This window comes from Methanolinea sp. (assembly GCA_030055515.1).
Classification (GTDB): Archaea; Halobacteriota; Methanomicrobia; order Methanomicrobiales; family Methanospirillaceae; genus Methanolinea_A.
In genome coordinates, this window is sequence record JASFYI010000003.1 from 25,820 (window position 1) to 49,959 (window position 24,140).

Consider the following 24,140-nt stretch of genomic DNA (forward strand, 5'->3'; position numbering starts at 1 on the left):
TCAAACGAGGAAATGTAGGATTGCTGGCGTAATAAATGCCTCCACGAGCGCGGCGACCGCGACGAGCGGGACGACGCGGGAGACAAAGATGCGCCCGAGGGCGGCGGCCTCTGCCGCGGCATCGGTCCCGGCCGTCCACTCGTGCCAGAGGGCACGCGCGAGCGTGAAACCGAGCGCCCCGGAGAGGACGAACGCCGGGATCTCGAAGATGCCGTGGGGGAGCAGGGCGGCGGCCACGAAGAGGGGGCTGTGCTGCTCCCTCACGAGCTCGAGGACGGCGCCTATCGCAAAGCCGTTCACCGTGATGATGAAGACCGTGAGGACGCCGAGGGACGCACCCCCGAGGAACATGAGGAGGCATGCCTGCAGGTTGTTGAGGAAGAGCTTTGCCGCGAGGAGCGGGGGCGACACGTCCTGCCCGTCGCCGAGGACCGTCTCGCGGAGGAGGGACATGATCCGTTCGCCGGTCGAGGGATCCTGCATCGCCGTGAGCATGCCCATCGCGAGGGAGATGCAGAGGATGACGACCGCGGCGAGGGATTCGCGTGCGAGGTCAGACATAGAGCACCATCCTTGCCATGTCCCTCACCCCCGGCGCGAGGCCCACCGTGACCATGGCGAGGAGGACGAGGTGCCAGAGCACGGGGTGCCCCTCGGAACGGAACCTCTCGAGGATCGGGATGCCGGGGAAGAGGACGAGGAGCTTGAGGGGGAACATCGAGAACGCGGTGCCGGTCCACGCGACGAGGTGCGACCCCACGACGTGGACCTCGACGTAGTGGAGGGGGTGGAGGTCGATCCCGTACGCTGTCGCGCTCGCGTCGAGGAGCTGGCCGAAGAGGAGGACGACGTAGAGCGGGTCCCGCACGTACTCCCACGAGAGGACGTGCCGCATGAAGAGGAAGACCGCGGCCGTCGCCGCGAGTGCGAGCGAAAGGATGGAGAAGAGCACGTCGAGCGCGATTATCCCGTTCCCGATGCCGAAGGAGACGAGCACGAGTCCCGCCGCGAGCGCCCCCGCGGCCCCCGCCCCCGCGTAGGGCAATCGGTAGTCCCCGACAATGCCCCTCTCCTCGAGCGCTGCCGAGACGAGGAGGGCTCCCGCCGCGTAGAGGAAGAGGACGAAGAAGATGAGGGGGGTGATGAGGAGGTAGTTCCAGCCGGTCGGGACAATCCCCGTGTCCTCGACCACGCGGAGGAGCCCCCCCATCACCACGAAGGGGAGCGTCGCGAGGACGAAGTCCCTGTCGACCCGGACCGTCCGCGAGCGGGAGAGCCACCTCGAGAGGAGGTACACGGCGGCGACGAGGACGACCGCGTAGGTCGTCGTGTCCACCACGTTGTACGGCTGCCCGTAGCGGATCGGATCGATGTAGTATTTCTCTATGAACTCCCCAATCACTTCCGGGTACCTATGAGCGCAGACCCGATAAAATTACTCAGAACGAAGCCCTTTGACAAGTCCCGGTGGATGCAGCTGCCCCGGGACGTCGTCATCGGCCACAACGTTCTCCCGCAAATCCCCGAGGTCTGCGCCGATCTCTGCCTCGAGGAGCACGCGGTGGTCTTCTTCGGGAGGAGCACGAGGGAGCACGCGGGGGAGAGGGTGGTCTCCCTTCTCTCGGGGAAGTACCGTGTCTCCACGTTCACCGTGGGCGAGATGAACATGGAGACGATCGCGGAGGCCGAGAGGGCGGCGAAGGGCGCCGGCTTCCTCGTCGGGGTGGGGGGAGGCAGGGTCATCGACTGCGCGAAGATCGTCTCCTACAACCTCGATCGGCCGTTCCTCTCTGTCCCGACCGCCGCGTCCCACGACGGGATCGCCTCCGCGAGGGCGTCCGTCCCCCTCGCCGACGGGAACGCGTCGCTCGAGGCGCACCCCCCGGTGGGGATCGTCGCCGACACCGGGATCATCGCCGCGGCACCGCACAGGCTGCTTGCCGCCGGGTGCGCCGACGTGATCGCGAACTCGACCGCGGTGCTCGACTGGGAACTCGCGCACAGGCTGAAGCACGAGCCGATCAGCGAGTACGCGATCGCCCTCTCCCGGATGACCGCCGAGCTCCTGATGAAGAACGCCCGCAGCATCAAGCCGCACAGCGAGGAGTCCGCGTGGATGGTCACGAAGGCGCTCGTCTCCTCGGGCGTCGCGATGAGCATCGCCGGGTCGTCGCGGCCGGGGTCGGGGGGCGAACACAAGTTCGCCCACGCCCTCGAGAGGCTCGCGCCGGGCAGGGTCCTCCACGGCGAGGCCTGCGGATTAGGGACCATCATGGTGATGTACCTCCACGGCGGGGACTGGCGGCGCATCCGGGCGGCGCTGCGGGCGATCGGGGCACCGACCACCCCCCGCGAGCTGGGCATCGACGACGGGACGGCGGTCGAGGCACTCCTCGCGGCGCACACCATCCGGCCGGAGCGGTTCACCATCCTCGACACCGGGATCACGCGCGAGTCGGCGACGAAACTCGTGAAGATGCTCTATGAAGAGTGAGAAGGCCCCCGAGCAGAAGGCGAAGGTGACCCTCATCGGCAGCGAGATCGCGAGGGTCGGCCTCGAGTTCGTGTACGAGGGGTCGCTGCCCGAGTGCGGGGAGTGCGCCGTCCGGAAGGCCTGCCACAACCTCCGAAAGGGGAGGAAGTACCGGATCGTGGGCGTCCGGCAGACCCGCCACCCCTGCACCGTCCACCACGGGGGCGCCTGTGCCGTCGAGGTCGTGGAGGCACCGGTCCGCGCCCTGATCAGCGCGGACATGGCCATCAGGAACTCGCGGATCGTCTTTTCTCCCCCCTGCTCGCGGGAGGCGTGCGAGAACTACGCGCTCTGCAACCCCGACGGCGCCCTCCCCGGCGAGAAGTACGTGGTCGCGGAGGTCGCTGGGACCGCCCCGGTCGCGTGCGAGAAGGGGTGGACGCTCAAGCTCGTCGAGCTCCGGGCAGTGTGAGGGCGTTCAGGTCCGCAGCGCCGACCAGAGCGCGTAGGCCGCGTCGATGACCCGCTCCCGCCCGCGGAGGCCCGCGATCCACGCCGCCGGGACGGCGCGGGAGCCGTAGTGCGCCCCGGCGAGCGCCCCGGCGAGCGCGGCAACGCTGTCCGCGTCGCCCCCGAGGGCCACGGCCGCGGCGACGCAGTCGGGGAAACTGCGCGTGCGCAGGAAGACGGAGAGCGCCGCGTGCGTTGCCTCGAGCGCGTCGAGGCCGGGGACGGGGGGGAAATCCGCCCACGAGCCGAGCACGCGGGCGACCTCCGGGTCGCGGCACCGCCGGAGCGCACGAAAATACGCTTCCTCCCGCGTGGCACCCCTGCACATCTCGCTCACCATCCGGTTCACGAAGGCCGAGCACGCCCCCGGGACGGGGTCGGCGTGGGTGAGCGCCGAGCAGGCGAGGGACACCGCCTCGAGCCCGGGGCCCGGGAAGTAGACCCCGAGCGGCGGGCCGCGCACCACGCTCCCGTTGCTCCTGCTGGAGCCCCTCTCTTCGTGAACGCGGGACGCTGCGGAACGGATGTCCTCGCCCTGCTGCACGAGGAGGAGGACCGCGGAGGTGGTCGGCCCGAAGAACTCGCGGTGGAGCGCGTACTCCCTCTCCAGCCGGGCCACGAAATCTGCCGGGCAGAACCCCCGGCACGCGGCGAGCGACTCGGCGAGCGCGAGCGCCTGCAGGGTGTCGTCCGTGTACTCCCCCGCGGCCCGGGGGACCCTCCCGCCCGCGTAGTACGAGCGGACGGGGACGTCCGGGGGACCTCCCCCCTCGAAGGGCGCACCGAGGGCGTCACCGATCGCAATCCCGAGGAGGACGCCCGTTACGCGCGAAAGGTCCGATATAAACCTCACCAATAAATTATATCTGGTCCTGGAAAAAGTAGTCATGTTGCAGAAGGTGATATCGTGCAGAAGGAAGAGCTCCTCCACCTCCACATGCTCATGATCCACATCAAGAAATACTACGAGACCATCACCAACCAGCAAATCCCCACGAAACGGTACGATTCCCTCGATATTTCTCCCGTCCACATCCACAAGAACAAGAAGTGCCACAAGGAAGCTATTCTTGCCCTCGGCGAGGACATCGTCACCCACCTCCGGAACAGCCAGGTGCTGAGGGTGGGGTATTCCCCAAAGGCAGTCTCGGAGCAGGTTGCTGCGGAGCACTGACCACTCCTTTTCCATGGCGGAGGCCGACATCTCCCGCGAGATACTCGAGGCGATCGCCTCGCGCGCGACGCGGCCGCAGGACGTCGCGAGGCTGAAGGTAGAGGTCTGCAGGAGGCTCGGCGCCGGGTCCGTCCCGAAGAATTCCGCCATCCTCGCGGCCGCGACCCCGGAAGAGCGGGAGACGTTGCGGAGGCTCCTCCTCGTGAAGCCGACGCGGACCCTCTCGGGCGTCGCGCCGGTCGCGGTGATGACCTCGCCCTCGCCCTGCCCCCACGGGAAATGCCTCCCCTGCCCCGGCGGGCCGGACCACCCGTTCCGGTCCCCCCAGAGCTACACGGGCGAGGAGCCGGCTGCAAAAAGGGCACGCGAGCACGGCTACGACCCGTACGCGCAGGTCAGGGCGCGGCTCGGGCAGTTCGAGGCGCTCGGCCACCACGTCGACAAGGCCGAGCTGATCGTGATGGGGGGGACGATGACGGCGCGGCCCGCGGAGTACCAGGAGTGGTTCGTGCGCGAGTGCATCCGCGCGATGAACGAGCACGGCGGGGCCCCGGGGAGTCCGCGGGACGACACCGGGGGGGTCTTTGCCGAGAACGAGACTGCCCGCGTCCGGTGCGTCGCGCTCACGTTCGAGACCCGCCCCGACTGGTGCCGGGAGGAGCACGTCGCGCGGATGCTCTCGCTCGGCGTGACGAAGGTGGAACTGGGCGTCCAGCACCTCGACGACGCGGTCCTCGCCCGGAACAGGAGGGGGTGCACGGTCGCCGACACGGCAGAGGCGACGAGGCTCCTGCGCGACGCGGGGCTGAAGGTCGGGTACCACGTCATGCCCAACCTCCCCGGCAGCGACCCTGCGCTCGACCGGTGGATGTTCCGGGAGCTCTTCGACAATCCCTCGTTCCGCCCCGACTTCCTCAAGATCTACCCGACCCTCGTCACGCCGGGTACGGAGCTCGAGGCACTCTGGCGGAAGGGGGAGTACGAACCGTACCCGGAAGACCTCCTCGTCGACCTCGTCGCCGACGCAAAGGCCCTCCTCCCCCCCTACGTGCGGCTCCAGCGGATCCAGCGGGACATCCCCGCGGGCCTCATCCTCGCCGGGTCCCGACACGGCAACCTCCGCGAGCTGTGCAGGAAGCGCCTCGCGGAGACGGGGAGGAAGTGCCGGTGCATCAGGTGCCGGGAGGCGGGGAGGTCCGGCGGGGGCGGGGAGGAGGAGCTCTCGGTCCTCGCGTACGACGCGGCGGGGGGGAGAGAGCACTTCATCTCCGTCACCTCGGGGGATGCCCTCGTCGGGTTCGCCCGCCTCCGGACGGGCGGGGAGCGGTGGGTGCCCGGGACGGGGGACTCCGCGCTCCTGCGCGAGCTGCACGTCTACGGGAGCATGGTCCCGATCGGGGCCACCCCGTCGCAGGGGGAGATGCAGCACAGGAGGCACGGGAGGGCACTCCTCGCCGCCGCCGAGGAGATCGCGTCCGCGGAGGGGTACAGGGAGATCTCCGTGATGAGCGGCATCGGCGTCCGCCCCTACTATTGGCGGTGCGGGTACGAGCGGAGGGGGCCCTACATGCACAAGACGCTCGCATGAAGGCGGCCACATTCGAGTTCCTGCGGCAGCGTTTCTCCTCGTACTACGGGAAGGCCCCCCTCCTCTCCCCCCCGTCCGTCCCCCAGCGCGAGTGGGCGTTCGTCTTCCTCGAGATGGACGCGGAGACCACGCGCATGCGCCGCCACCTCGCGTTTGCCACCCGCGAGGAACTCTTCGCCTACGTGAGGGGGATGGTCCCCGCCCACGCCTACTACTCGACGGCCTACTACGAGAGGCCCGATGCCCCCACGATGCAGGAGAAGGGGTGGCTCGGCGCAGACCTCATCTTCGACCTCGACGCGGACCACCTCATGCGGGGCCCCTACGACCGGATGCTCGGGCGCGTGAGGGAGGAGACGGAGAAACTCCTCGAGATGCTCACCCTCGAGCTCGGGTTTGCCGAGGCCGACATCGAGGTCGTCTTCTCGGGGGGGAGGGGCTACCACGTCCACGTCCGGGACCCTTCCGTCAGGGACTTCGGGAGCAGCGAGAGGAGGGAGATCGTCGACTACGTCTGCGGCATCGGCCTCGATCCCGCGCGGATCCTCTCGCGCCGCGCACATTCGCCCCGCGGGTGGTACCACCGCTATATAGATGCACTCGCAGAGTACCTCCTATGGCTGGAGAGCCTCGGGGAAGGCGAGAGGAGGGATGCGCTCACGGCGCTCGAGGGGGTGGGCAGGACGACCGCCGATGAGTTCGCCCGGCGGATCCCGTCGCTCCTCTCCGCCCTCTCGGGTGGATCCCCCGGGATCACCCTCCGCGACCCCGTCGTCGCGCGGGTGGTGCGCGGCCTCATGGCCGACAGGAACGGGAGGTTTGCTGCGATGCTCCGGGAGAGGGCTGCCCTCGCCGACGAGCCGGTGACGACCGACACGAAGAGGCTGATCCGGATGCCCTCGTCCCTCCACGGCGGGAGCGGGCTCCGGGTGACCCCCCTTGCGCCCCGGGAACTCCCCGACTTCGACCCCCTCGTCGACGCGGTCGTCTTCTCCGAGCGGGAGGTCGCAATCGAGGTCGCGTTCCCCCTCGCGATGCCGATGCTCGGGTCGGTCCACAGGCTCGAGAAGGGGACCGCGCGGGTACCCGAGGCGCTCGCGGTCTTCCTCTGCTGCCGCGGCGCGGCGGAGATCGCGGGGGTGGGGGGCGGGTGAACCTCGACGAGCTCCGGGTCATCCTCCTCTCCGAGCGGGAGTCAGGAAGGCTCGTCCAGATCCCGCACGACCTCTTCTCCTCGGCGCAGGAGGTCCTCGCGAGGCTCCACGAGGAGCTCCGCGCCTGCAGCGATCCCTTCTCGGAGGAGGCGCAGGTCCTCATCCAGCGCATCAACGCGATCCGGGAGACCCTCCACGACATCTTCCGCATCCGGGCAGAGAAGATCCTCACCCTCGCGCTCTCGCAGGAGGACGGCCACTACGTCGACCGCGAGGAGACAAAGAGGCTGATCCCCGAGGAGAGGGAGATGTGCGACCTCGTCGTGCAGGCACTCGCGACGGCGCGCTGCCGGCTCCTCGAGCAGGCCGCGCCGCGCCCCTCCCCCGCCGCGCCGGGAACGCCGGGGGCGACCGCGGTCCCCGCTCCCGCGCAGCACGCGGCGGTCCCCTTCGTTGTCTCGCGTGTCCTGCGGGACGTGGAACCCTTCATGGGCGTGGACGGGAGGATCTACGACCTCAAAAGGGAAGACATCGTGACGCTCCCGGAGAGGAACGCGGAAGTCCTGTGCGAGCGGAATATAGTATTAAATATCAACCCGGGCAAATAATGATAGTATTCGATACCCGCAAGGAGGGGCCGATTCCATGAAGATGCCACAGAAAATCAGGACATACTGCCCGTTCTGCCGCACCCACCAGACCCACGAGGTGGAGAAGGTCAGGAAGGGGAAGACCTCGGGTCTCCACTGGATCGACAGGCAGAAGGCGAGGAGGAGCACCGTCGGGAACATGGGCAAGTTCTCGAAGGTCCCCGGCGGCGACAAGCCGACGAAGAGGATCCACGTCCGGTACAGGTGCAGCACCTGCGGCAAGGCGCACCAGAGGCCGGGGGTCCGGGCCGGGAAGTTCGAGCTCGTGGAGTGAGGGGCCATGGTCAGAGCGATCCGCGAGAACAGGAGCAAGTTCTTCAAGGTGAAGTGCCCGGACTGCGAGAACGAGCAGGTCGTCTTCGAGAAGGCGAGTACAAGGGTGGACTGCATCGTCTGCGGGAGGGTCCTCGCCGAGCCCGCGGGCGGGAAGGCACGGCTGCAGGCCGAGATCCTCGCGACGTACGAGTGACCGATGACAGAGAGGAAGGAGTGGCCGGAGAACGGGGAACTGGTCGTCTGCACGGTCACCGACGTGAAGGACTTCGCGGCGTTCGTCAGCCTCGACGAGTACCCCGGGCGAATCGGCCTCATCCCCATCTCCGAGGTGGCGACCGGCTGGATCAAGTACATCCGCGACCACGTCCGCGAGGGCCAGAAGGTCGTCTGCAAGGTGCTCCACGTCGACCCCTCCCGAGGGCACATCGACCTCTCGCTCAAGGATGTGAACGAGCACCAGCGCCGCGAGAAGATACGGGAATGGAAGAACGAGCAGAAGGCGAAGAAGTGGATCGGCTTTGCCGCGGCGGCCGCGGGTGAGAAGGCCGAGGACATCGAGGCTGCCATCTACTCCCGGTACGGCGACCTCTACTCGGTCTTCGAGGACATCGTCGCGGGCGAGGACATCGCGGCGTCCCTCCCCCTCTCCCCCGCCGCCCTCTCCGCGCTCGTGCAGGTCGCCCGCGAGAACGTGAAGATCCCGCGCGTGGAGGTCACGGGGACGCTCGTCCTCACCTCGGACAAGCCCGACGGCGTGAACATCATCAGGCGGGCACTCCGTTCCGCGGAGCCCAAGATCCCGAACGTCGAGATCGAGCTCACGTACCTCGGTGCCCCCAACTACCGGATCAAGGTGACGGCCGACAACTACAAGGCTGCCGAGAAGGCGATCGAGAAGGCTGCCTCCGCGGCCATCGGGGTCATCGAGCGTGCCGGCGGCGTGGGCAAGTTCGTGAAGAAACCAAAGTCCGGGAAGGTCACATGAGCGGCAGGCTGAGGCGCTGCCCGCGGGACCGGACGTACACGCTCAAGTCCTCCTGCCCCGCCTGCGGGGAGCCGACCGTCCCGGCGCATCCCGCGCGTTTCTCGCCCGACGACCGTCTCGCCCGGTACAGGAGGATCGCACGCGGATGGACGACATAACCGTCACGTTCACGGGGGGCGACCCGGAGGATTTCAGGGCGCCGGTCCTGATCGAGGGGCTGCCGGGGATCGGGCACGTCGGCAAGCTCGTCGCCGAGCACATGATCCACGAGCTCTCGGCGCGCAAGGTCGCCGTGATCGAGTCGATCTACTTCCCCCCGCAGGTCATCATCCTCGAGAACGGGACGGTCCGGCTCGCGAACAACGAGGTGTACCACGCCGAGGCCGGGGGGAAACGGCTCCTCTTCCTCGTCGGCGACTACCAGAGCACATCGGGCGAGGGGCACTACCTCCTCGCCGACGCGTACCTCTCCCTCGCCCGCGACCTCGGCGTCGGGAGGGTCTACACGCTCGGGGGCTACGGTGTCGGGCACCTCGTGGACGTCCCGAGGGTCCTTGCGGCTGTCAACCGGGAGGAACTCAGGGCCGAGGTCGAGGCCGCGGGCGCGGTCATCAGCCCTGACGAGCCGGGAGGGGGCATCGTCGGGGCCGCGGGGCTGCTCCTGGGGCTCGGCACGAAGTACGGCATGGAGGGGATCTGCCTCATGGGCGAGACGAGCGGGTACCTCGTGGACCCTAAAAGCGCCGCGCGCGTCCTCTCGGTGCTCTGCACGCTCCTCGAAATCGAGGTCGACGCGACCACCCTCGAGGAGCGGGGGCGCGAGCTTGAGCACGTGATAGAGAGGCTGGTCGACACGGAGAGGAGCATGCGCGACGAGGAACTCCGGTACTTCGTCTGAACCGGCATGGATCTCCCCTGCGACCTGCACGTCCACTCCCTTTTTTCCATCGCCACGTCGCGGAAGATGGTCCCCGCCGCGATCCTCGGCGCGTGCAGGGTAAAGGGCCTTTCCGCCGTCGGGAGCGGCGACGCGTTCCACCCCGCGTGGCGCAGGATGTGGGGGGAAGCGCTCCCCCGGGAAGGGGGGGCGGACACCTGCGTCGTCCCCTCCGCCGAGGTCGAGGACAGGGACCGCGTCCACCACCTCGTCCTGATGGAGGATTTCCCGTCGTTCCGTGACCTCGCGCGGGACCTCTCGATCTCTGCGCCGCAGGTCGGGTCCACGGGCCGCCCGAGGCTCCCCCTCACGGGGGAGGAGATCGCGCGGGCCGTGCACGGGAGGGGAGGGCTCGTCGGCCCGGCCCACGCGTTCACCCCGTGGACGTCCCTCTACGCGGTGCACGACAGCATTGCCGACTGCTACGGGGGCGAGCAGCCTGACTTCCTCGAGCTCGGGCTCTCCGCCGACACCTCGTACGGCGCGGGGATCCCGCACCTCTCCGGCATCCCGTTCATCTCGAGTTCCGACGCCCACGGCCCCGACACGTGGAGAATCGGGCGGGAGTTCGTCGTCCTCTCCGTCCGGGAGGAGACGCCCGCCGGCGTCCTCGACGCCCTGCGGAGGGGGGAGATCGTCCGCAACGTCGGGCTGTTCCCCGAGGAGGGGAAGTACAACAGGACGGCGTGCTGCCGGTGCTACCTCCAGTTCGAGGCGGGGGATCCCGCCATCTCCGGCGGAAAGTGCCCCCGCTGCGGCGGGCGCGTGAAGAAGGGGGTGCGGGACAGGGCGCGCGAGCTCTCGACCGGGACGCCGGGACCAAGGCCGCCCTACCTCCACATGGTCCCGCTCGCCGAGATCGTGGCGCGGGTCCTCGGGGTCTCCTCTGCCGGGGCTCGGTCCGTCTCCGCGGTGCACGCGAGGCTCGTCGGGACGTTCGGCAACGAGATCGCGGTCCTCACGGAGGTCCCGGTCGCCGAGATCGCGGGCGTCGATCCGGGGGTCGCCGCAGCGGTGGACGCCCTCCGGGCGGGGAGGGTGGTCCTCTCCCCCGGCGGGGGCGGGAGGTACGGGTCGGTCTCCTTCGCGTGACGGCGGGGAAACCCCGCATTCCCGGGGAAAAACGAGAAAATCCCATCCAATGCAAAGATTTTAGGCGACCGTCTCCCAACAGCTACAGGAATGTTGCACATATCTCGGGAAGTCTGCGGGTACTGCGGGTGCTGCGTCTCCGTCTGCCCGCAGGGGGCGCTCGAGCTGATCGATGCCTACCTCGAGGTCGGCGAGAACTGCACGGGGTGCGGCATCTGCGCGAAGGTATGTCCGCTCGGGGCACTGGAGGTGAGGGATGAGGGCGCGGTATGACGTGCTCGTCGTCGGCGGCGGGCCCGGCGGCGCGATCGCCGCGCGGACCGCGGCGAGGGCAGGCCTCTCCGTCCTCCTCGTGGAGAAACGCCCCGCGATCGGGGCGCCCGTGAGGTGCGCGGAGGGAATCGGCAGGGAGGCGCTCGCCGAGTTCGTGGAGCCCGACCCGCGGTTCATCTCGGCCGAGCTGAAGGGCGCCGAGATCGTCTCGCCCTCGGGATCCGTCCTCCGCCTCCGGTCCGAGAAGGCAGGGGCCAAGGTGGGCTATATCCTCGACAGGAAAGTATTCGACCGCGAGCTCGTCTGGCAGGCGGCAGAAGCGGGGGCAGACGTCGCCGTCAAGACGCGGGCGTCGGCCCCGGTCCTCGAGGGCGGCGTGGTGAAGGGCGCGGTCCTCAAGCACTGTGGGGAGACGGTGGAGGTCCGCGCGGACGTCGTGATCGCGGCCGACGGCATCGAGTCGAAGTTCTCGCGGTGGTGCGGGATCGACACGACCGTCCCCGTGCGGGAGATAATGACCTCGGCCCAGTACCTGATGACGGACATCGACATCGACCCGGCCGTCACGGTCTTCTACGTCGGCAACGCGGTCGCGCCGCAGGGGTACCTGTGGGTCTTCCCAAAAGGGGAGAGGTCCGCGAACGTCGGGATCGGGATCAGCGGGGCAAAGAGCGGCCCCGGCCACAGGGCCATCGATTACCTCGACCGGTTCGTCGCCTCGAAGTTCCCGGACGGCAAGGCGATCGAGCTCGTGGTGGGAGGGGTCTCGGTCTGCCAGCCGCTCCCCTGCACGGCCGCGGACGGCCTCATGGTTGTCGGGGACGCCGCGAGGGTCGTTGACCCCCTCACGGGCGGCGGCATCTACAACGCGATGTTCACGGGCCGCCTCGCGGCGGAGACGGCGGTCTCCGCGGTATCGGCCGGGGACTGCACGAGGGAGGCACTCATGGCGTACGACAGGGGCTGGCGCGAGTCTTCGGTGGGAAAGACGATCGCGCGGAACTGGCACCTCAAGGAGTACTTCGTGAAGATGTCCGACGAGAAGCTCGACGCCCTGATCAGCTCCGCGTCGGCGATGGACCTCGACGAGTTCTCCACCCTCACCCTCGTAAAAGAGCTCGTGAAGAGGAACCCGCTGCTCCTCGGCGACCTCGCGAAGCTCTCGTTCCTATTTCTGTGAGGCGCGCAGCTGCTTATTTAAGGTGGCGAGGCACTCCTCCTCTGCCTCCTTCTTCGTGAAGACCGTGATGACGTCGCCGGGCCGGATCTTCACGTTCCCGCTCGGGATGATCAGCTCGCCCCCGGCCCTCCGTATCGCGATGAAGACGAAGTCCTTCACCTTGAGCTCACGGATCTCGTGGTCGACGATGGGCGCGCCCTTCTCCGCGACGACCTCGAATATCGTCCCGCCCGGGATCGACGCGAGCTGCTGCATCTGCGGGTTCTCGGCCCAGTAGTACAGCCTCTGGGCGACGAGTTCGTCGGGGTTCTCGGATATCTTGACGCCCACCTCGGCAAAGAGGTCGGAGTGTTCCTTCTGGTTCACGATCGAGACGACGTTGGGGACCTTGAACCTCTTCGCGAGCCAGCAGGTCATGAGGTTCACGGAGTCGTCGCTCGTCGTCGCGACGAGGGCGTCGGCCCTGTCGATCCCGGCGTCCTCGAGGATAGACTTGTCGGTCGCGTTCCCCGTGACCGCGAGTACATCGTAGTGTTCCAAGATCTCGCTGCAGCGCTGCTCGTCGCGGTCGATGATCACCACGTTGTTGCCACGCTCCACCGCGAGCTGGGTGAGACTCCTCCCTATCCCGCCGAGCCCCACGATGATGATGTACATGCGTACGGGTTACGAGCATCGGGATTCAAATATTTTGCGGGCTGCACAGTACACGCGATGATCTGCGGGGTCGACGAGGCGGGGAAGGGCGCGGTCATCGGTCCCCTCGTGGTCGCCGCCGTGGGCTGTGCGCACGAGGAGGACCTCGCCTCCCTCGGGGTGAGGGATTCAAAGACGCTCACGCCCCGCCAGCGCGAGGTCCTCGCGGGGGAGATCCGCCGGTCGTTCCCGGTCGCGACGGTCGTCCTCTCGCCCGCGGAGATCGACGGGCGGGGGACGGGGATGAACGAGCTCGTCGCGAGGTGCCACGCGTCCGCCATCGCGCGGATCTCGCCCTCCCTCGCCGTCGTGGACGCGTGCGACGTGAACGCGGAGCGGTACGGGGAGATGGTCTCCCGCTTCCTCCCTGTCCCCTGCCGCGTCGTCTCCCGCCACCACGCCGACCGGGACCACCCCGCGGTCTCTGCCGCGAGCATCGTCGCGAAGGTCGAGAGGGACGGGATCGTGGGCCGCCTCCGGGAGGAGTGGGGGGACTTCGGGAGTGGCTACCCGTCGGACCCCGCCACGGTCCGGTTCCTCGCGCGGCACGTCCGGGAGAAGGGGACGGTCCCCCCCATCGCGCGGAGGAGCTGGGAGACGACGAGGGCGATCGTCTCCCGGGCCGAGCAGAGCGACCTTTCTCCCTTCCTCTAGGGGAGAGGCGGGCGGCTCCGTTCCACACTTTTATGTAGATTTCCGCCCCAGTACATCGAAATGCACTGGCTCTTTTGGGTCGCCCTCGCCATCTTCCTCTACGCGGCCGTGGCCGCCTACGCCTATTCCCGCAAGGCGGCGCTCGCGGGGGAGGGGGCAGGTCACGGCGGGGGAGAGAAGTCGCCGTGGGACGCGGTCGTCTTCTACGGTCCCGTCATGGCCCTCAAGACCGAGCGGGTCGGTTTCTTCGACAGGTACGCCCGCCACGCCCGGTTCCTGCGGGCCTACGCGACGGTCGGGGTCGCGATGGTCGCCGTCATCTCGGCCGGGATCGCCGCGATCCTCTTCCTCTCGGTCCGGCTCACCTTCCTCTTCAAACCGGAGCCGACCGGGATCTACGCGCCCCAGAACATCTTCCTCATCCCCGGGATCAACGAGTACGTCCCGTCCACCCTCGCGGTCTGGTTCGCGTTCGTCCTCACGATCGCGGTCCACGAGTGGGGGCACGGCATCCTCTGCCGCGTGGAGAACATCCGGGTCCGGAGCATGGGGGCCCTCCTCGCGGTCATCCCGGTGGGATTCTTCGTGGAGCCCGACGAGGAGGAGCTCGAGAGGACGCGGGGGATGCCCAAGATCCGCATGTTCGGCGCGGGCATCACGAACAACATCGTGGTGGGAATCGCCTGCTTCGTCGCCATGGTCCTGCTCTTCGGGATGGTCGTTCCGACGGAGAGCCCCGTGATCGCGGGCGTGTACAAGGATTACCCCGCGTGGCAGGCGGGCGTCCCAACCCCGTCCGTGATCGCCGCGATCGACGGCATCCCGGTCGGGAGCAGGGACGACGTCTCGCGCATCCTCGCCTCGTCCCGCCCGGGCGACCGGGTCACGCTCACGGTCAGGACGGAGTCGGGGACCGCCGATTACCCGCTCGTCCTCTCGGAGTGGCCAAAGGAACTCGGGGCCCGCGAGGCGGGGTTCATGGGGATCTCGTACTACGACGGTGCCCTCGTGAAACAGGCGGTCCGCGAGAGCCTCTCTCTCCCGGGGCTCATCGGGTTCCTCACCATCCCCTTCGACCCCGGCACCGCGGGGAGGGTGCTGCGCGTCCTCGCGTTCGAGACGCCCGAGACGGGGTACTACGAGGAGCCGTTCCCGATGTTCTGGGGGATAATCCACCTCCTCTTCTGGTGCGCGTGGATCAACATCAACGTCGGGATATTCAACGCGATCCCGATGGTCCCCCTCGACGGCGGGTACATCCTGAAGGAGGCAGTGGAGCGGCTCTTCGAGCGGCTCGGCCTTTCGAACCTCGCCCTCCCGGTCGTCTCGCTCGTCTCCTCCGTGATGGTGGTGATGCTCCTCTCGCTCGTCCTCCTCCCCTACGTCCTCCACATGTGAATTCCCCGCCGGCCCGGCGGGAGTTCCCCGGGGGGAATGCATAAGTCCCACCCGTCCCCACACGTACACGACAAGCGATGATCCTCCGGCCCTGCAGGAAAGCCTACGACAACGAGACCCAGAGGACGGCGCCGCCGGAAGAGACGCTCGCCCGCGTGGAGAAGGTCCTCCCCGCCGCGGGCATCACGCGGGTCGCGGACATCACGAGCCTTGATCGGGTGGGAATCCCCGTCTTCTCGAGCATCAGGCCCACCGCGGGGAAGGGCGCGATCTCGGTGTACAACGGGAAGGGGGCGACGCCGACGGAGGCGAAGGTCTCCGCGATCATGGAGGGGATCGAGAGGTACTCTGCCGAGGTCCCCGAGGGGGCGGAACTCCGGTTCGGGAGGTACCCGGACGTCGGGAGGGATGTCCCCGCCCTCGATCCCGCCACCCTGATCCTCCCGAGGGGGAGGGACCCGGGGATGCAGGTCCACTGGGTGGAAGGGTACGACATCCTCCAAGGGGAGGAGATCCTCGTCCCGGCGAGCGCGGTCTTCCACCCCCTCCCCCCGATGTACCCCTCGCTCTTCCGGACGTCGACGAACGGCCTTGCCTCGGGCAACACGGTCGAGGAGGCGGTCTTCCACGCCCTCATGGAGGTCATCGAGAGGGACGCCTGGTCGCTCGTCGAGGCGAGCCGCGACACCGGCCCCCGCGTGACCGCGGTGAGCGATTGCCTCGCCGCCGACCTCCTCTCGCGCTTTTCGTCCGCGCAGGTCGAGGTCCACGTGAAGAACATCACGAGCGACCTTGGGATCCCCACGTTCGCGGCGGTCTCGGACGACGCCCAGCTCCGCGACCCCGCCCTCCTCACCATCGGGATGGGGACACACACGAGCGCGCGGATCGCGCTCCTCCGGGCCCTCACCGAGGTTGCCCAGAGCCGCCTCACCCAGATCCACGGCGCCCGGGAGGACACGGACACCGCGGACCTCAAGAGGAGGGCAGGGTACGAGAGGGTGCGGAGGATGAACGCGTACTGGTTCGACGGGAGGGCAGAAATCCCGTTCGACAGCGTCCCCTCCTGCGACACGGACGACTTCCTCTCCGACATCAGGGTCGCGCTCGATCGGGTACGGGGCGCGGGGCTGGAGAGGGTCATCGTCGTCGACCTCACGCGCCCCGAGATTGGGGTCCCGGTCGTCCGCGTCATTGTCCCCGGGCTCGAGGTCTTCGCCATGGACCCCGAGAGGATGGGGGAGAGGTGCCGTGCCGCGCGGAATCGTCGTCTTCCTCGGCCCCAGCTGTGAGAGGGAGACCGCGGAGCGGATCCTCCCGGCGGAGTTCCGCCCGCCCGCGGCGAGGGGGGACATCGCGGCCGCCGCCGGGAGCGGTGCCCAGGTTATCGCGCTGATCGACGGCGTCTTCTTCCAGGAATGCGCGGTCGGGCACCGCGAGATCCTCTCCGCCCTCTCGCGGGGCATCCGGGTCATCGGTGCATCGAGCATGGGTGCACTCCGCGCGGCGGAGCTCGACACGCTCGGGATGGAGGGGGTCGGGCTCATCTACAGGCTGTACAGGGACGGGACCCTCGTCTCGGACGACGAGGTCGCGCTCGTCTACGATCCCGAGACCTTCGCGCCCCTCTCCGAGCCGCTCGTCAACATCCGCTGCACCCTGCGCAGGGCGAGGGAGTCGGGGATCCTCTCCCGGGACGAGGCGAAGGTACTCCTCGAGTCGGCGCGGTCCCTCTACTTCCCCGAGAGGACGTACCCGCAGGTCTGCAGGCAGGCGGAGGGGAGGCTTTCTGCGGAGACGTGCCGGCGGTTCCTCGAGTTCGCGCGCGTGCACGCCGTGGACCAGAAGAGGGCGGACGCGATAGAGGCACTCGCCGTGGCAAGGGAGCGCGCGCGGGAGGCAGGGGTCCTCGGCTGAAAAATCGGCGGGGAATCGGGGGAGGGGAGGATCACGCGCTCTCCGGTTTCTTCGCGAAAGAAGACCGGATCTCCTCGAGTTGCTCTTCCTGCAGCCTGATGTTCATCGCCATGTTCCGGATGGCCATCGCGACGTCGTCCTCGCCCGGTTCCTCCTTCTCCCCCACGCGGTACGTGTTCTCGAGGATCCTGAGGAGGCGCTTGTTGATGTCGATGCTCCTGCGCAGGCGCCTGTAGTTCTGGATCATCTTCTCGTCGACGCCTGCCTCCCGGGCCATCCGGATGTCCGTCTCCATCACCCTCCGGCGTTCGAGCTGGGACTCTATCGCGTCGTAGAGCTCCCTGTGGGTGATGGGTTTCATGATGTAGTCCTCGATGTAGATGCCGTACTCCTGCGCCTCGCTCGGGGTGAGCTGCTTTGCGGTGAGCATCATCACGGGGATGTCCTTCAGGTTCGGGTCGTTCTTGATGCGCATCAGCGTCTCCCACCCGTCCATCGGCTCCATCATGATATCGAGCAGGATGAGGTCGGGCTTCACCGTCTGGAGGAGGTCGAGCGCCTCCTGCCCCCCGTACGCGGCGACGGTCCTGTAACCCCCCCGCTGGAGCATTGTAACGAAGATGTCGACGATGAAGGGACTGTCATCGATCACCATGACGGTGTACATGCCTAGAATGACCCCCCGATCTCGCCGGCGAGGACCTCGACGGACCGTGCACCCGCGGTGTGCTCAAAGCCCCTGTCCCCCACGACGACGACGAGGAGCTTCTCACCCGCGCCGAGGATCATGATGGACGTGGCCCCGCCGTGCACGCAGACGTCCTCGGGGGGTGCCATCCCGAGGATGCTCGATGCGGACTCCGCCGAGGCGAAGAGGGTCGCGCACATCGCGGCGAGCCAGGGCTCGTTGAAGTTCTTCTCCATCGACTGGCCGAGCATGATCCCGTCGCGGGAGACGAGTGCGCACCCCCTCACGCCGTCGATTGCCCGTATCTTCTCGATGTATGCCTTCACCTTTTCCTTCAGCATGTGTTCCCCACCCGCCAGAAAACCTCGTGAATCCCTTCCCATTCAGGGATGATCCTATCCAATTGTGTATTTTCCCTTCCGTGTTGATATGCCTGATCACGTGTTCCTGCCCGGCGGCCTCCCGCGCGGCAGGCCCGGGCCGCGCCCGATGGTATGTTTTATTACGCATCCCCGCCATACCATGTACAGCCCGGAATGGTGGTATTTTGGGTTTTGAACGGTAAAATACCAGCTTTTTGGGCGCGGGGAATGCACTTTTCCCCAAAGCAAGGACACGAGGGGCCATAGGGTAGCCTGGCCATCCTAGGAGACTGGGGGTCTTCTGACCTGCGTTCAAATCGCGGTGGCCCCATCACGATACTTTCTGGTGCGACGATGAGGTGGGATTCGCGCTGCGTCCCCTGCCTTCTCTCGCGCGTCGCGCTCGAGTGCAGGCTCTGCACCGCGAGCGAGGATCTCGCGGGGGAGGTACAGAGGGAATGCGAGGAGCTGCTCGCCGGGCTCGCGGAGAGCCCCCTCCCCCACCCGCAGGTCGCGAGCATCGTGCACCGGCACGCCTGCGAGAGACTCGGGTGCAGGGACCCGTTCGCGGCCCTCAAGGAGGAGAGCACGCGCAAGGCCCTCGAGGTGTGCAGGCGGGTCCGGCCACGGCTCGAGACGTTCCGTGACCTCGTGACCGCGAGCGTGATCGGGAACACCTTTGACTTCGGCGTCCTCTCCCACACGGTGGAGCCTGACTTTGCGCGTTTCTTCGAGGAGGAATTCGAAAAGGGGCTCACCATCGACGACACGGACAGGATACTCCCCCTCGCGGACCGCGTCGTGTACTTCACGGACAACTGCGGGGAGATCGTCTTTGACCGCCTCCTCGTCGAGTTCCTCTCCCGGAGGGGCTCGCACGTCACGGTCGCGGTCCGCGGGGAGCCGATCCTGAACGACGCGACGCTGGCAGACGCGCGCGCCGTCCACATGGAGAGGTACGCGGACCTCACCACCACCGGCTGCGGCGCCGAGCTCGGCGTCCGGCCCGAGTGCATGCCGCCGGAACTCGCCCGGGCGATGGAGACCTGCACCCTCGTCATCTCGAAGGGGATGGCAAACTACGAGTCGCTCTCGGAGTGCACGGGGCTCCCCCCTGTCGCGTACCTCATGGCGGTCAAGTGCGACCCCATCGCCGAGGAGGTGGGGGTCCCCCGGGGATCGAAGGTCGCGATCCTGCGCGGGGGGGACCGCGAGGGGAGAGGACGGAACCCCGACGCCTGAAAAAAAAAAGGTGCCGGCCACCTCACGCGGTCAGCGGGATGCGCGAGATGACCGCGAGGAAGACCGCGCCGAGGACGGCAATCGCGATCGCGGCCGCGAGGACGACCGCGAGGACGACGGCGATTGCCGCCCGCGCGTCGGAGAGCCCGTGGAGCTCGCGGACCCCCACGACGCCGGTGACGACCGACCAGATGATCCCCACGACGAGCCCGATCACGGGTATCCAGCCGAGGATGAACGCCGGCGTGAGGGCGTAGAAGACCGCTTTCACGGTCTGCCAGACGCCCTTCCTCCCGCCGGCGATGTACACGAAGGCGTGGAGCCAGAGGCCGAGGAGTGCAGCCGCGGCGAGGGAGAAGACGAGGACCGCGACCGTCGCGGGGACGAGGAGGAGGGGGTCGAAAACCGGGGCCCGGCCTGCGGAGGCGAAGGCGAAGGGGTGGACGAATATCTCGAGCGCGGTGAGGACAGCGCTCATCACGGAGTAGAAGGCGGCGAGGATGACCACGTACACCACGGTGTCCCGCACTGGTTCCTCCTTTGCCCTCCGGAACGAGAGCGTGGGGGCAAAGAGGAAACCGCGGACCTTGTTCGGGACGGACTCTCTCATAGTGCACATCTTTGAACCGGCCGAAATTTGAAGGTTCCGGAAAATCCCGCCGCCCTTTTTCCCAGGAACGCGGGGCCCATCCCGTTCCGCCGGGGGATGGAGGTATTTTCTCCTCGACTGCCGATACACTCTCATGGTCGAACTGGTGGGCCTCTCGTTCGGGTGGATCCTGATCATCCTCGGGACATTCTTCCTCGTCGTCGAGGCCTCGAACCCGGGGTTCTTCATCGCGGTCCCGGGGACAGTGATGATCATCCTCGGCGCGATGATACTCCTCGGCGTCGACGTCTTCTCCGGGCCGCTCGGGCTGGTGGTCGGAGTTGCCGCCGCGGTGTGCGTCTCGCTCTTCACGATCTGGCTGTACCGCCGGATCAACCCCGGGGACACCGTCCCCGTGACCGTGAGCCGCGACTCCCTCGTGGGGAGGGAAGGGCGCGTGGTCCGCCGCGTCGTCCCCGGCACGCTCTCGGGCAAGGTCCTCGTCTCCGGGCAGGAGTGGAGCGCCCGCAGCAGGAGCGGCGAGATCCCCGTGGGGGCGACGGTGAGGGTCGTCGAGGCAGAAGGGGTCCACGTCGTGGTCGAGGAGGTGAGGTGAGAGAATGGCAGTCGTCGAGACACTCGTGACTTTTTTCCTCATCATCGCGGTCGTGATCATATTTGCCCGCGGTGTCGTCATCATCCAGCCCTACGAGCAGGGGCTCTCGATCAGGCTCGGGAGGTACACAGGCCGGATGAATCCCGGGTTCCGGTGGGTCTTCCCCCTGATCACGAACGTCGTGAAGATGGACCTGCGCACGCAGGTGATGGACGTCCCCTCGCAGGAGGTCATCACGAAGGACAACTCGCCGACGAACGTGGACGCGATCGTCTACATCAGGGTGATAGACCCCGAGAAGGCCTACTTCGAGGTGGCGAACTACAAGATGGCGACCGTCGCGCTCGCGCAGACGAGCCTCCGCGGGATCATCGGGGACATGGAGCTCGACGAGATCCTCTACAACAGGGATGTCATCAACACCCGGCTCCGCGACATCCTCGACCGCGAGACAGACCAGTGGGGCGTCAAGGTGGAGAGGGTCGAGATAAAGGAGGTGGACCCGGTCGGCGCGGTCAAGCAGGCGATGACGGAGCAGACTGCCGCGGAGAGGGCGCGGCGCGCGGCGATCCTCCGTGCCGACGGGGAGAAGAGGTCTGCAATCCTCCGGGCGGAGGGGACGAAGAGGAGCATGATCCTCGAGGCGGAAGGCGACCGCCAGAGCAAGGTCCTCCGGGCGGAGGGGGAGCGGATCTCGCGGATACTCCAGGCGCAGGGGGAGGCCCAGGCGCTGCGCATCCTCTCGGTCGGTGCGCGGCCCCTCGACAGGAGGGCGATCACCGTGCTCTCGCTCGACGCCCTGAAGGCGATGGCGGACGGGCAGGCGACGAAGATTATATTCCCGTTCGAGGTCTCGGCCCTCATGAAGCAGGCGGCCCGGTTCATGGGCGCAACTGAGGAGGAGGTGGCGGGCGGCGAGCCGGAGCCCGCGGGCGTGCCCGGGGCCGACATCCTCGGGACGATCCCGACGGCAGAAGAGGTGAAGGAGATCCTCCGGGAGATGGACACCTCGGTGAAGACAGAGATCTCCGTCGAGGAGCTGAGGGATATCAGCAGGACGAAGAGGAAGACAGGGTCAGAGCTCGTGGAGGAGATAGAGAGGGACTCTTCGGCGGGCGACTGAACTGCAGGCGGGGGGAGAAGGGTCCATTTCAGACCTTCTCGACCGTGATGCGGACCCTGTCCCCCGCGCGGATCCCGTGGCCTTTCGGGACGTCGATGTTGAACCAGAGCGTCCCCGGCTCGTCCTGCGTCTTGTCCTGGGACATGATGCAGTCCTTCTCGTCGTTGATCGTGGCCACGAACTCGACGACGGACTCGAACTGGATAACCCTGCTCATGGGAAACGGGAGGAGGTCCCCCGGGCACTCCCCGTCACACCGACCGGGACGTCACCATCCAGGTCGTGCTGTTCGAGTAGCTCCACTTGATGATCGCGAGTTCCTGGCATATCTCGGAGAGGATCGCCATGTTGGTCCCGACCTCCTTGGGCGAGAGGCCGAGTTCCCTCGCGATGTACTTGGACTTGAAATAAATCTTCCCCTTTTCGAGACCCTTCTTGAGGTACTGGACGATCTTTTTCTGGGTCTCGTTATAGCACTGCCTGATATTGCGTGAATTCCTCACGTCAATTCACCTCTGCCGTGGTAGTCTAATACACTGTACCCCTATAAATAAATACCCATCGCCCCGGGTTCAAACAACTGGAAGAACAGGAGAGTTCTCCGGGATTCGACGAATTATAATGGATTTTTCGACAGACTCGCCGGGGCCACCCGCGGCTCCTAGCCCGGCATGCCCGTCTTCACGCGGGAGATCTTCGCGATGAGCCCCTCGAGGACTTCCTCCCTCATCCCTTCCACGAATTTGATGCTCCCGACGACGAGGTGCCCTCCCCCGGAGATCCCTGCCCCCGGGAGCTCCTCGCGGAGCTCGCGGACCATCTGGGGGATGTTCATCATCACGCCGCGCGAGCGGAGCACCGCGAAGTCCGGGCCGAACCCGATCGTGACGACGGGGGACCCGGCGTGCTGCTGGCAGAGCCGGTCGTGGACCTCGCCGGAGGTCTTTCCCGGCGGCGGGAAGGTGAACTTGTGGGCGTGGATCTCCACGTCGAGGAGGAAGAGCTCCGCGCCGTTTTCGAGCGTCCTGTGGCGCACGTGCGGGAGGCAGGCGTTCATCTGCTCCTGTATCGCGAGGTTCGCGTTCTCCACGAGGTGCGACACGAGCTTCCTGTGCCTCTCGGGATCGCCCGAGAGGTTGAGGACGTCCTTGATGATCTCGCGCCCGTCGTTGAAGCGGAGCCAGAACTGCTGGTAGTCGAGGGCGAGGGCGATGTCCCGGCACATCTCCTCGGTGTAAGTGTCCTTCACGAGGGCGAGGTACTTCGCGCGTTCCGGCGCCTCGCTCCTGTCCCCGACGCCCGCGACGGCGGGGAGGTGCTTGATGAGCTGTTCGACCTGCGGGTTGACGAGGCGCGCGATCTCCGTCCCGAGCATCCCCGCGGTGATGCCGAAGTCCCCGCCCACGTGGTAGGGATTCACGTGCCCCACGAGGTACTGGTCGACGACCGCGTCGGGGTGGTGGTGGTCGATGACCACCATGGGGATCTCGTACACCTGCGCAAGCTTCATCGAGGGGAGGTCCTCTTCCGTCGACCCGTTGTCCATCAGGATGACGAGCGGCATCTTCTGGCCATACCTCGCGTTGTCCTTCGTCGCGAAGTCAAGGTCCCTGATGATGTCCTCGATCTCGTAGAACGGCGCCTTCGAGGGGGCCCTCTTGAAGAGGAAGTAGTCCGCGTCGAAGTCCGCGCCCGACTCCCTCATGAGCGCGATGACCGCTTGCTCGATCGCGACCCCCGCGCAGATCCCGTCCGCGTCGGCGTGGTGGCGCAGGACGATGGGCTGGGACTTGAAGACCGCCTTCCGGATGATCTTCGCGATCTTCCGCATCTCGGGCTTGAGCCTCTCGAGGACGGGCGAGTCGATCAGGAGGGGGATGTCGGGGGGTTCCGAGCGGATGTCAAGCGCCCTCTCGATCCTCTCCCGGACGGCCTCCGCGTCCGCGCCGGCGAGGATCGTGAGGCTCTCGACCTCGATCTGGAGCTGGTTCTGGCGCATCATCACCTCGCCCACGATCCGGACCATGTCCCCGCACTCTGCCTCCGGGTAAGCCCGGACGCCCGCCTCCACGAATGCCGCCGCGTTCTCCGTCCCTGACTCGTCGACGATGGTGAAGATCGTCGGGCCGCTCGTCTGCTTGATCTGGGCTATCTCCCCCTCGATCCGGACGATCTTGCCCACCTTCCCGCCGAGCTCCGCGAGCCTGACGGCGGTCGACTTCTTCTCGACCATCTCCACGGTGTAGACCGGGAGGGTGACCTCCTCGAGGTCGATGTTCCCGTTGCTCCGGATATTGATGACCTTCACGAGGATGCTGTCCCGCTCCTTGTGGTGGGTGCGCACGTTGCTCTTGTGCACGAGTCCCTTGACCCTCTCGTTCAGCTGGACGAACGTCCCAAAACTCGCAAAGCCCTGGACCCGCCCGATGTACGTCTTGCCCACTTCCACGTCCCCGACGTCGCACCCGGGGCTCATGCGGTATACCTTGATATTCGCTTCCCTCATATCGACCAGCGGGCGGGCGGGAAATTACCCGCGGGAGCCCGCCCGGACTCCTCTCGC

The 24,140-nt window shown here is 67.2% G+C and carries 31 protein-coding genes and 1 tRNA gene; 22 read left to right on the plus strand and 10 right to left on the minus strand.

Annotated features, from left to right (window positions below; translation table 11 throughout):
• Both QFX32_06335 and QFX32_06340 read right to left on the minus strand, forming a co-directional pair.
• Positions 1-561: a stage II sporulation protein M gene (locus tag QFX32_06335; protein MDI9633659.1), complete on the minus strand. Its 561-nt coding sequence runs from the start codon at positions 559-561 to the stop codon at positions 1-3.
• Positions 554-1,402: a DUF63 family protein gene (locus QFX32_06340; protein ID MDI9633660.1), complete on the minus strand. Its 849-nt coding sequence runs from the start codon at positions 1,400-1,402 to the stop codon at positions 554-556. Before QFX32_06340 ends, QFX32_06335 begins: the two co-directional genes overlap by 8 nt.
• A gap of 12 nt (positions 1,403-1,414) precedes the next feature.
• Here QFX32_06340 and QFX32_06345 point away from each other — a divergent pair, with 12 nt between their 5' ends.
• Positions 1,415-2,494, plus strand: a complete 1,080-nt coding sequence (locus QFX32_06345; GenBank protein ID MDI9633661.1) for an NAD(P)-dependent glycerol-1-phosphate dehydrogenase — start codon at positions 1,415-1,417, stop codon at positions 2,492-2,494.
• Positions 2,484-2,945: a UPF0179 family protein gene (locus tag QFX32_06350; protein MDI9633662.1), complete on the plus strand. Its 462-nt coding sequence runs from the start codon at positions 2,484-2,486 to the stop codon at positions 2,943-2,945. Before QFX32_06345 ends, QFX32_06350 begins: the two co-directional genes overlap by 11 nt.
• Positions 2,946-2,951: 6 nt before the next feature.
• On the opposite strand, the gene QFX32_06355 is transcribed toward QFX32_06350, so the two are convergent.
• The gene (locus tag QFX32_06355; GenBank protein ID MDI9633663.1) at positions 2,952-3,836 is read right to left on the minus strand and encodes an ADP-ribosylglycohydrolase family protein; all 885 of its coding nucleotides are present in this window, start codon (positions 3,834-3,836) and stop codon (positions 2,952-2,954) included.
• 54 nt (positions 3,837-3,890) lie between these two features.
• Between QFX32_06355 and QFX32_06360 the strand changes: the two genes are divergently transcribed.
• The 12 genes from QFX32_06360 to QFX32_06415 all read left to right on the plus strand — a co-directional run bounded on the left by QFX32_06360 (position 3,891) and on the right by QFX32_06415 (position 12,292).
• Positions 3,891-4,157, plus strand: coding sequence for a UPF0058 family protein (locus QFX32_06360; protein ID MDI9633664.1), 267 nt, complete (start codon positions 3,891-3,893; stop codon positions 4,155-4,157).
• Positions 4,158-4,170: 13 nt separating this feature from the next.
• On the plus strand, positions 4,171-5,745 hold the full coding sequence (locus tag QFX32_06365; GenBank protein MDI9633665.1) for a tRNA uridine(34) 5-carboxymethylaminomethyl modification radical SAM/GNAT enzyme Elp3: 1,575 nt from the start codon (positions 4,171-4,173) through the stop codon (positions 5,743-5,745).
• Positions 5,742-6,899, plus strand: a complete 1,158-nt coding sequence (locus tag QFX32_06370; GenBank protein MDI9633666.1) for a DNA primase small subunit PriS — start codon at positions 5,742-5,744, stop codon at positions 6,897-6,899. Before QFX32_06365 ends, QFX32_06370 begins: the two co-directional genes overlap by 4 nt.
• Positions 6,896-7,507, plus strand: a complete 612-nt coding sequence (locus tag QFX32_06375) for a hypothetical protein (GenBank protein MDI9633667.1) — start codon at positions 6,896-6,898, stop codon at positions 7,505-7,507. Before QFX32_06370 ends, QFX32_06375 begins: the two co-directional genes overlap by 4 nt.
• Before the next feature lie 37 nt (positions 7,508-7,544).
• The gene (locus QFX32_06380) at positions 7,545-7,823 is read left to right on the plus strand and encodes a 50S ribosomal protein L44e (GenBank protein MDI9633668.1); all 279 of its coding nucleotides are present in this window, start codon (positions 7,545-7,547) and stop codon (positions 7,821-7,823) included.
• Positions 7,824-7,829: 6 nt separating this feature from the next.
• The gene (locus QFX32_06385; GenBank protein MDI9633669.1) at positions 7,830-8,018 is read left to right on the plus strand and encodes a 30S ribosomal protein S27e; all 189 of its coding nucleotides are present in this window, start codon (positions 7,830-7,832) and stop codon (positions 8,016-8,018) included.
• 3 nt (positions 8,019-8,021) lie between these two features.
• Positions 8,022-8,810, plus strand: a complete 789-nt coding sequence (locus QFX32_06390) for a translation initiation factor IF-2 subunit alpha (protein MDI9633670.1) — start codon at positions 8,022-8,024, stop codon at positions 8,808-8,810.
• On the plus strand, positions 8,807-8,968 hold the full coding sequence (locus QFX32_06395) for an RNA-protein complex protein Nop10 (GenBank protein ID MDI9633671.1): 162 nt from the start codon (positions 8,807-8,809) through the stop codon (positions 8,966-8,968). The genes QFX32_06390 and QFX32_06395 overlap by 4 nt, the downstream gene beginning before the upstream one ends.
• Positions 8,956-9,708, plus strand: a complete 753-nt coding sequence (locus QFX32_06400) for a proteasome assembly chaperone family protein (protein MDI9633672.1) — start codon at positions 8,956-8,958, stop codon at positions 9,706-9,708. Before QFX32_06395 ends, QFX32_06400 begins: the two co-directional genes overlap by 13 nt.
• Positions 9,709-9,714: 6 nt before the next feature.
• On the plus strand, positions 9,715-10,839 hold the full coding sequence (locus QFX32_06405; GenBank protein ID MDI9633673.1) for a PHP-associated domain-containing protein: 1,125 nt from the start codon (positions 9,715-9,717) through the stop codon (positions 10,837-10,839).
• 90 nt (positions 10,840-10,929) lie between these two features.
• The gene (locus QFX32_06410) at positions 10,930-11,112 is read left to right on the plus strand and encodes a 4Fe-4S binding protein (protein MDI9633674.1); all 183 of its coding nucleotides are present in this window, start codon (positions 10,930-10,932) and stop codon (positions 11,110-11,112) included.
• Complete coding sequence (locus QFX32_06415; protein ID MDI9633675.1) at positions 11,096-12,292, plus strand: NAD(P)/FAD-dependent oxidoreductase; 1,197 nt, start codon at positions 11,096-11,098, stop codon at positions 12,290-12,292. Before QFX32_06410 ends, QFX32_06415 begins: the two co-directional genes overlap by 17 nt.
• On the opposite strand, the gene QFX32_06420 is transcribed toward QFX32_06415, so the two are convergent.
• Complete coding sequence (locus QFX32_06420) at positions 12,281-12,949, minus strand: TrkA family potassium uptake protein (protein ID MDI9633676.1); 669 nt, start codon at positions 12,947-12,949, stop codon at positions 12,281-12,283. The genes QFX32_06415 and QFX32_06420 overlap by 12 nt on opposite strands.
• 57 nt (positions 12,950-13,006) lie before the next feature.
• Between QFX32_06420 and rnhB the strand changes: the two genes are divergently transcribed.
• From rnhB to QFX32_06440, 4 genes are all read left to right on the plus strand, one after another.
• Positions 13,007-13,642, plus strand: coding sequence for a ribonuclease HII (rnhB, locus tag QFX32_06425; protein ID MDI9633677.1), 636 nt, complete (start codon positions 13,007-13,009; stop codon positions 13,640-13,642).
• Positions 13,643-13,702: 60 nt separating this feature from the next.
• Entirely contained in the window at positions 13,703-15,040 is a 1,338-nt protein-coding gene (locus tag QFX32_06430; protein MDI9633678.1) for a site-2 protease family protein, read from the plus strand.
• A 77-nt stretch (positions 15,041-15,117) separates the two neighbouring features.
• Positions 15,118-16,332, plus strand: a complete 1,215-nt coding sequence (locus QFX32_06435) for a YcaO-related McrA-glycine thioamidation protein (protein MDI9633679.1) — start codon at positions 15,118-15,120, stop codon at positions 16,330-16,332.
• Entirely contained in the window at positions 16,292-16,957 is a 666-nt protein-coding gene (locus QFX32_06440) for a TfuA-related McrA-glycine thioamidation protein (GenBank protein MDI9633680.1), read from the plus strand. Before QFX32_06435 ends, QFX32_06440 begins: the two co-directional genes overlap by 41 nt.
• Positions 16,958-16,988: 31 nt before the next feature.
• Here QFX32_06440 and QFX32_06445 read toward each other — a convergent pair whose 3' ends face one another.
• Together QFX32_06445 and QFX32_06450 are read right to left on the minus strand one after the other, a co-directional pair.
• Positions 16,989-17,624 carry a response regulator gene (locus QFX32_06445; protein ID MDI9633681.1) on the minus strand — a complete coding sequence of 212 codons (636 nt, stop codon included), beginning with the start codon at positions 17,622-17,624 and terminating at the stop codon, positions 16,989-16,991.
• A 2-nt stretch (positions 17,625-17,626) separates the two neighbouring features.
• Complete coding sequence (locus QFX32_06450; protein MDI9633682.1) at positions 17,627-17,986, minus strand: roadblock/LC7 domain-containing protein; 360 nt, start codon at positions 17,984-17,986, stop codon at positions 17,627-17,629.
• Between the two features lie 278 nt (positions 17,987-18,264).
• Here QFX32_06450 and QFX32_06455 point away from each other — a divergent pair.
• Together QFX32_06455 and QFX32_06460 are read left to right on the plus strand one after the other, a co-directional pair.
• Positions 18,265-18,338: transfer RNA gene (locus tag QFX32_06455), tRNA-Pro, on the plus strand.
• A 23-nt stretch (positions 18,339-18,361) separates the two neighbouring features.
• The gene (locus tag QFX32_06460; protein MDI9633683.1) at positions 18,362-19,249 is read left to right on the plus strand and encodes an ARMT1-like domain-containing protein; all 888 of its coding nucleotides are present in this window, start codon (positions 18,362-18,364) and stop codon (positions 19,247-19,249) included.
• Positions 19,250-19,271: 22 nt separating this feature from the next.
• Here the strand turns inward: QFX32_06460 and QFX32_06465 are convergent, their stop codons facing one another.
• Positions 19,272-19,859, minus strand: a complete 588-nt coding sequence (locus QFX32_06465) for a YIP1 family protein (GenBank protein MDI9633684.1) — start codon at positions 19,857-19,859, stop codon at positions 19,272-19,274.
• A 133-nt stretch (positions 19,860-19,992) separates the two neighbouring features.
• Here QFX32_06465 and QFX32_06470 point away from each other — a divergent pair, with 133 nt between their 5' ends.
• Positions 19,993-20,454: an NfeD family protein gene (locus tag QFX32_06470; protein MDI9633685.1), complete on the plus strand. Its 462-nt coding sequence runs from the start codon at positions 19,993-19,995 to the stop codon at positions 20,452-20,454.
• A gap of 4 nt (positions 20,455-20,458) precedes the next feature.
• A complete protein-coding gene (locus QFX32_06475; GenBank protein ID MDI9633686.1) occupies positions 20,459-21,577 on the plus strand; it encodes a stomatin-like protein in 1,119 nt (372 codons plus the stop codon).
• A 28-nt stretch (positions 21,578-21,605) separates the two neighbouring features.
• Here QFX32_06475 and QFX32_06480 read toward each other — a convergent pair whose 3' ends face one another.
• The 3 genes from QFX32_06480 to QFX32_06490 form a co-directional block, all read right to left on the minus strand.
• Positions 21,606-21,794 (minus strand): hypothetical protein, encoded by a 189-nt coding sequence (locus QFX32_06480; GenBank protein ID MDI9633687.1) that lies wholly within the window; start codon positions 21,792-21,794, stop codon positions 21,606-21,608.
• Positions 21,795-21,828: 34 nt separating this feature from the next.
• The gene (locus QFX32_06485; GenBank protein MDI9633688.1) at positions 21,829-22,080 is read right to left on the minus strand and encodes a hypothetical protein; all 252 of its coding nucleotides are present in this window, start codon (positions 22,078-22,080) and stop codon (positions 21,829-21,831) included.
• Between the two features lie 158 nt (positions 22,081-22,238).
• Positions 22,239-24,083 (minus strand): DHH family phosphoesterase, encoded by a 1,845-nt coding sequence (locus QFX32_06490; protein ID MDI9633689.1) that lies wholly within the window; start codon positions 24,081-24,083, stop codon positions 22,239-22,241.
• Positions 24,084-24,140: the final 57 nt, after the last annotated feature.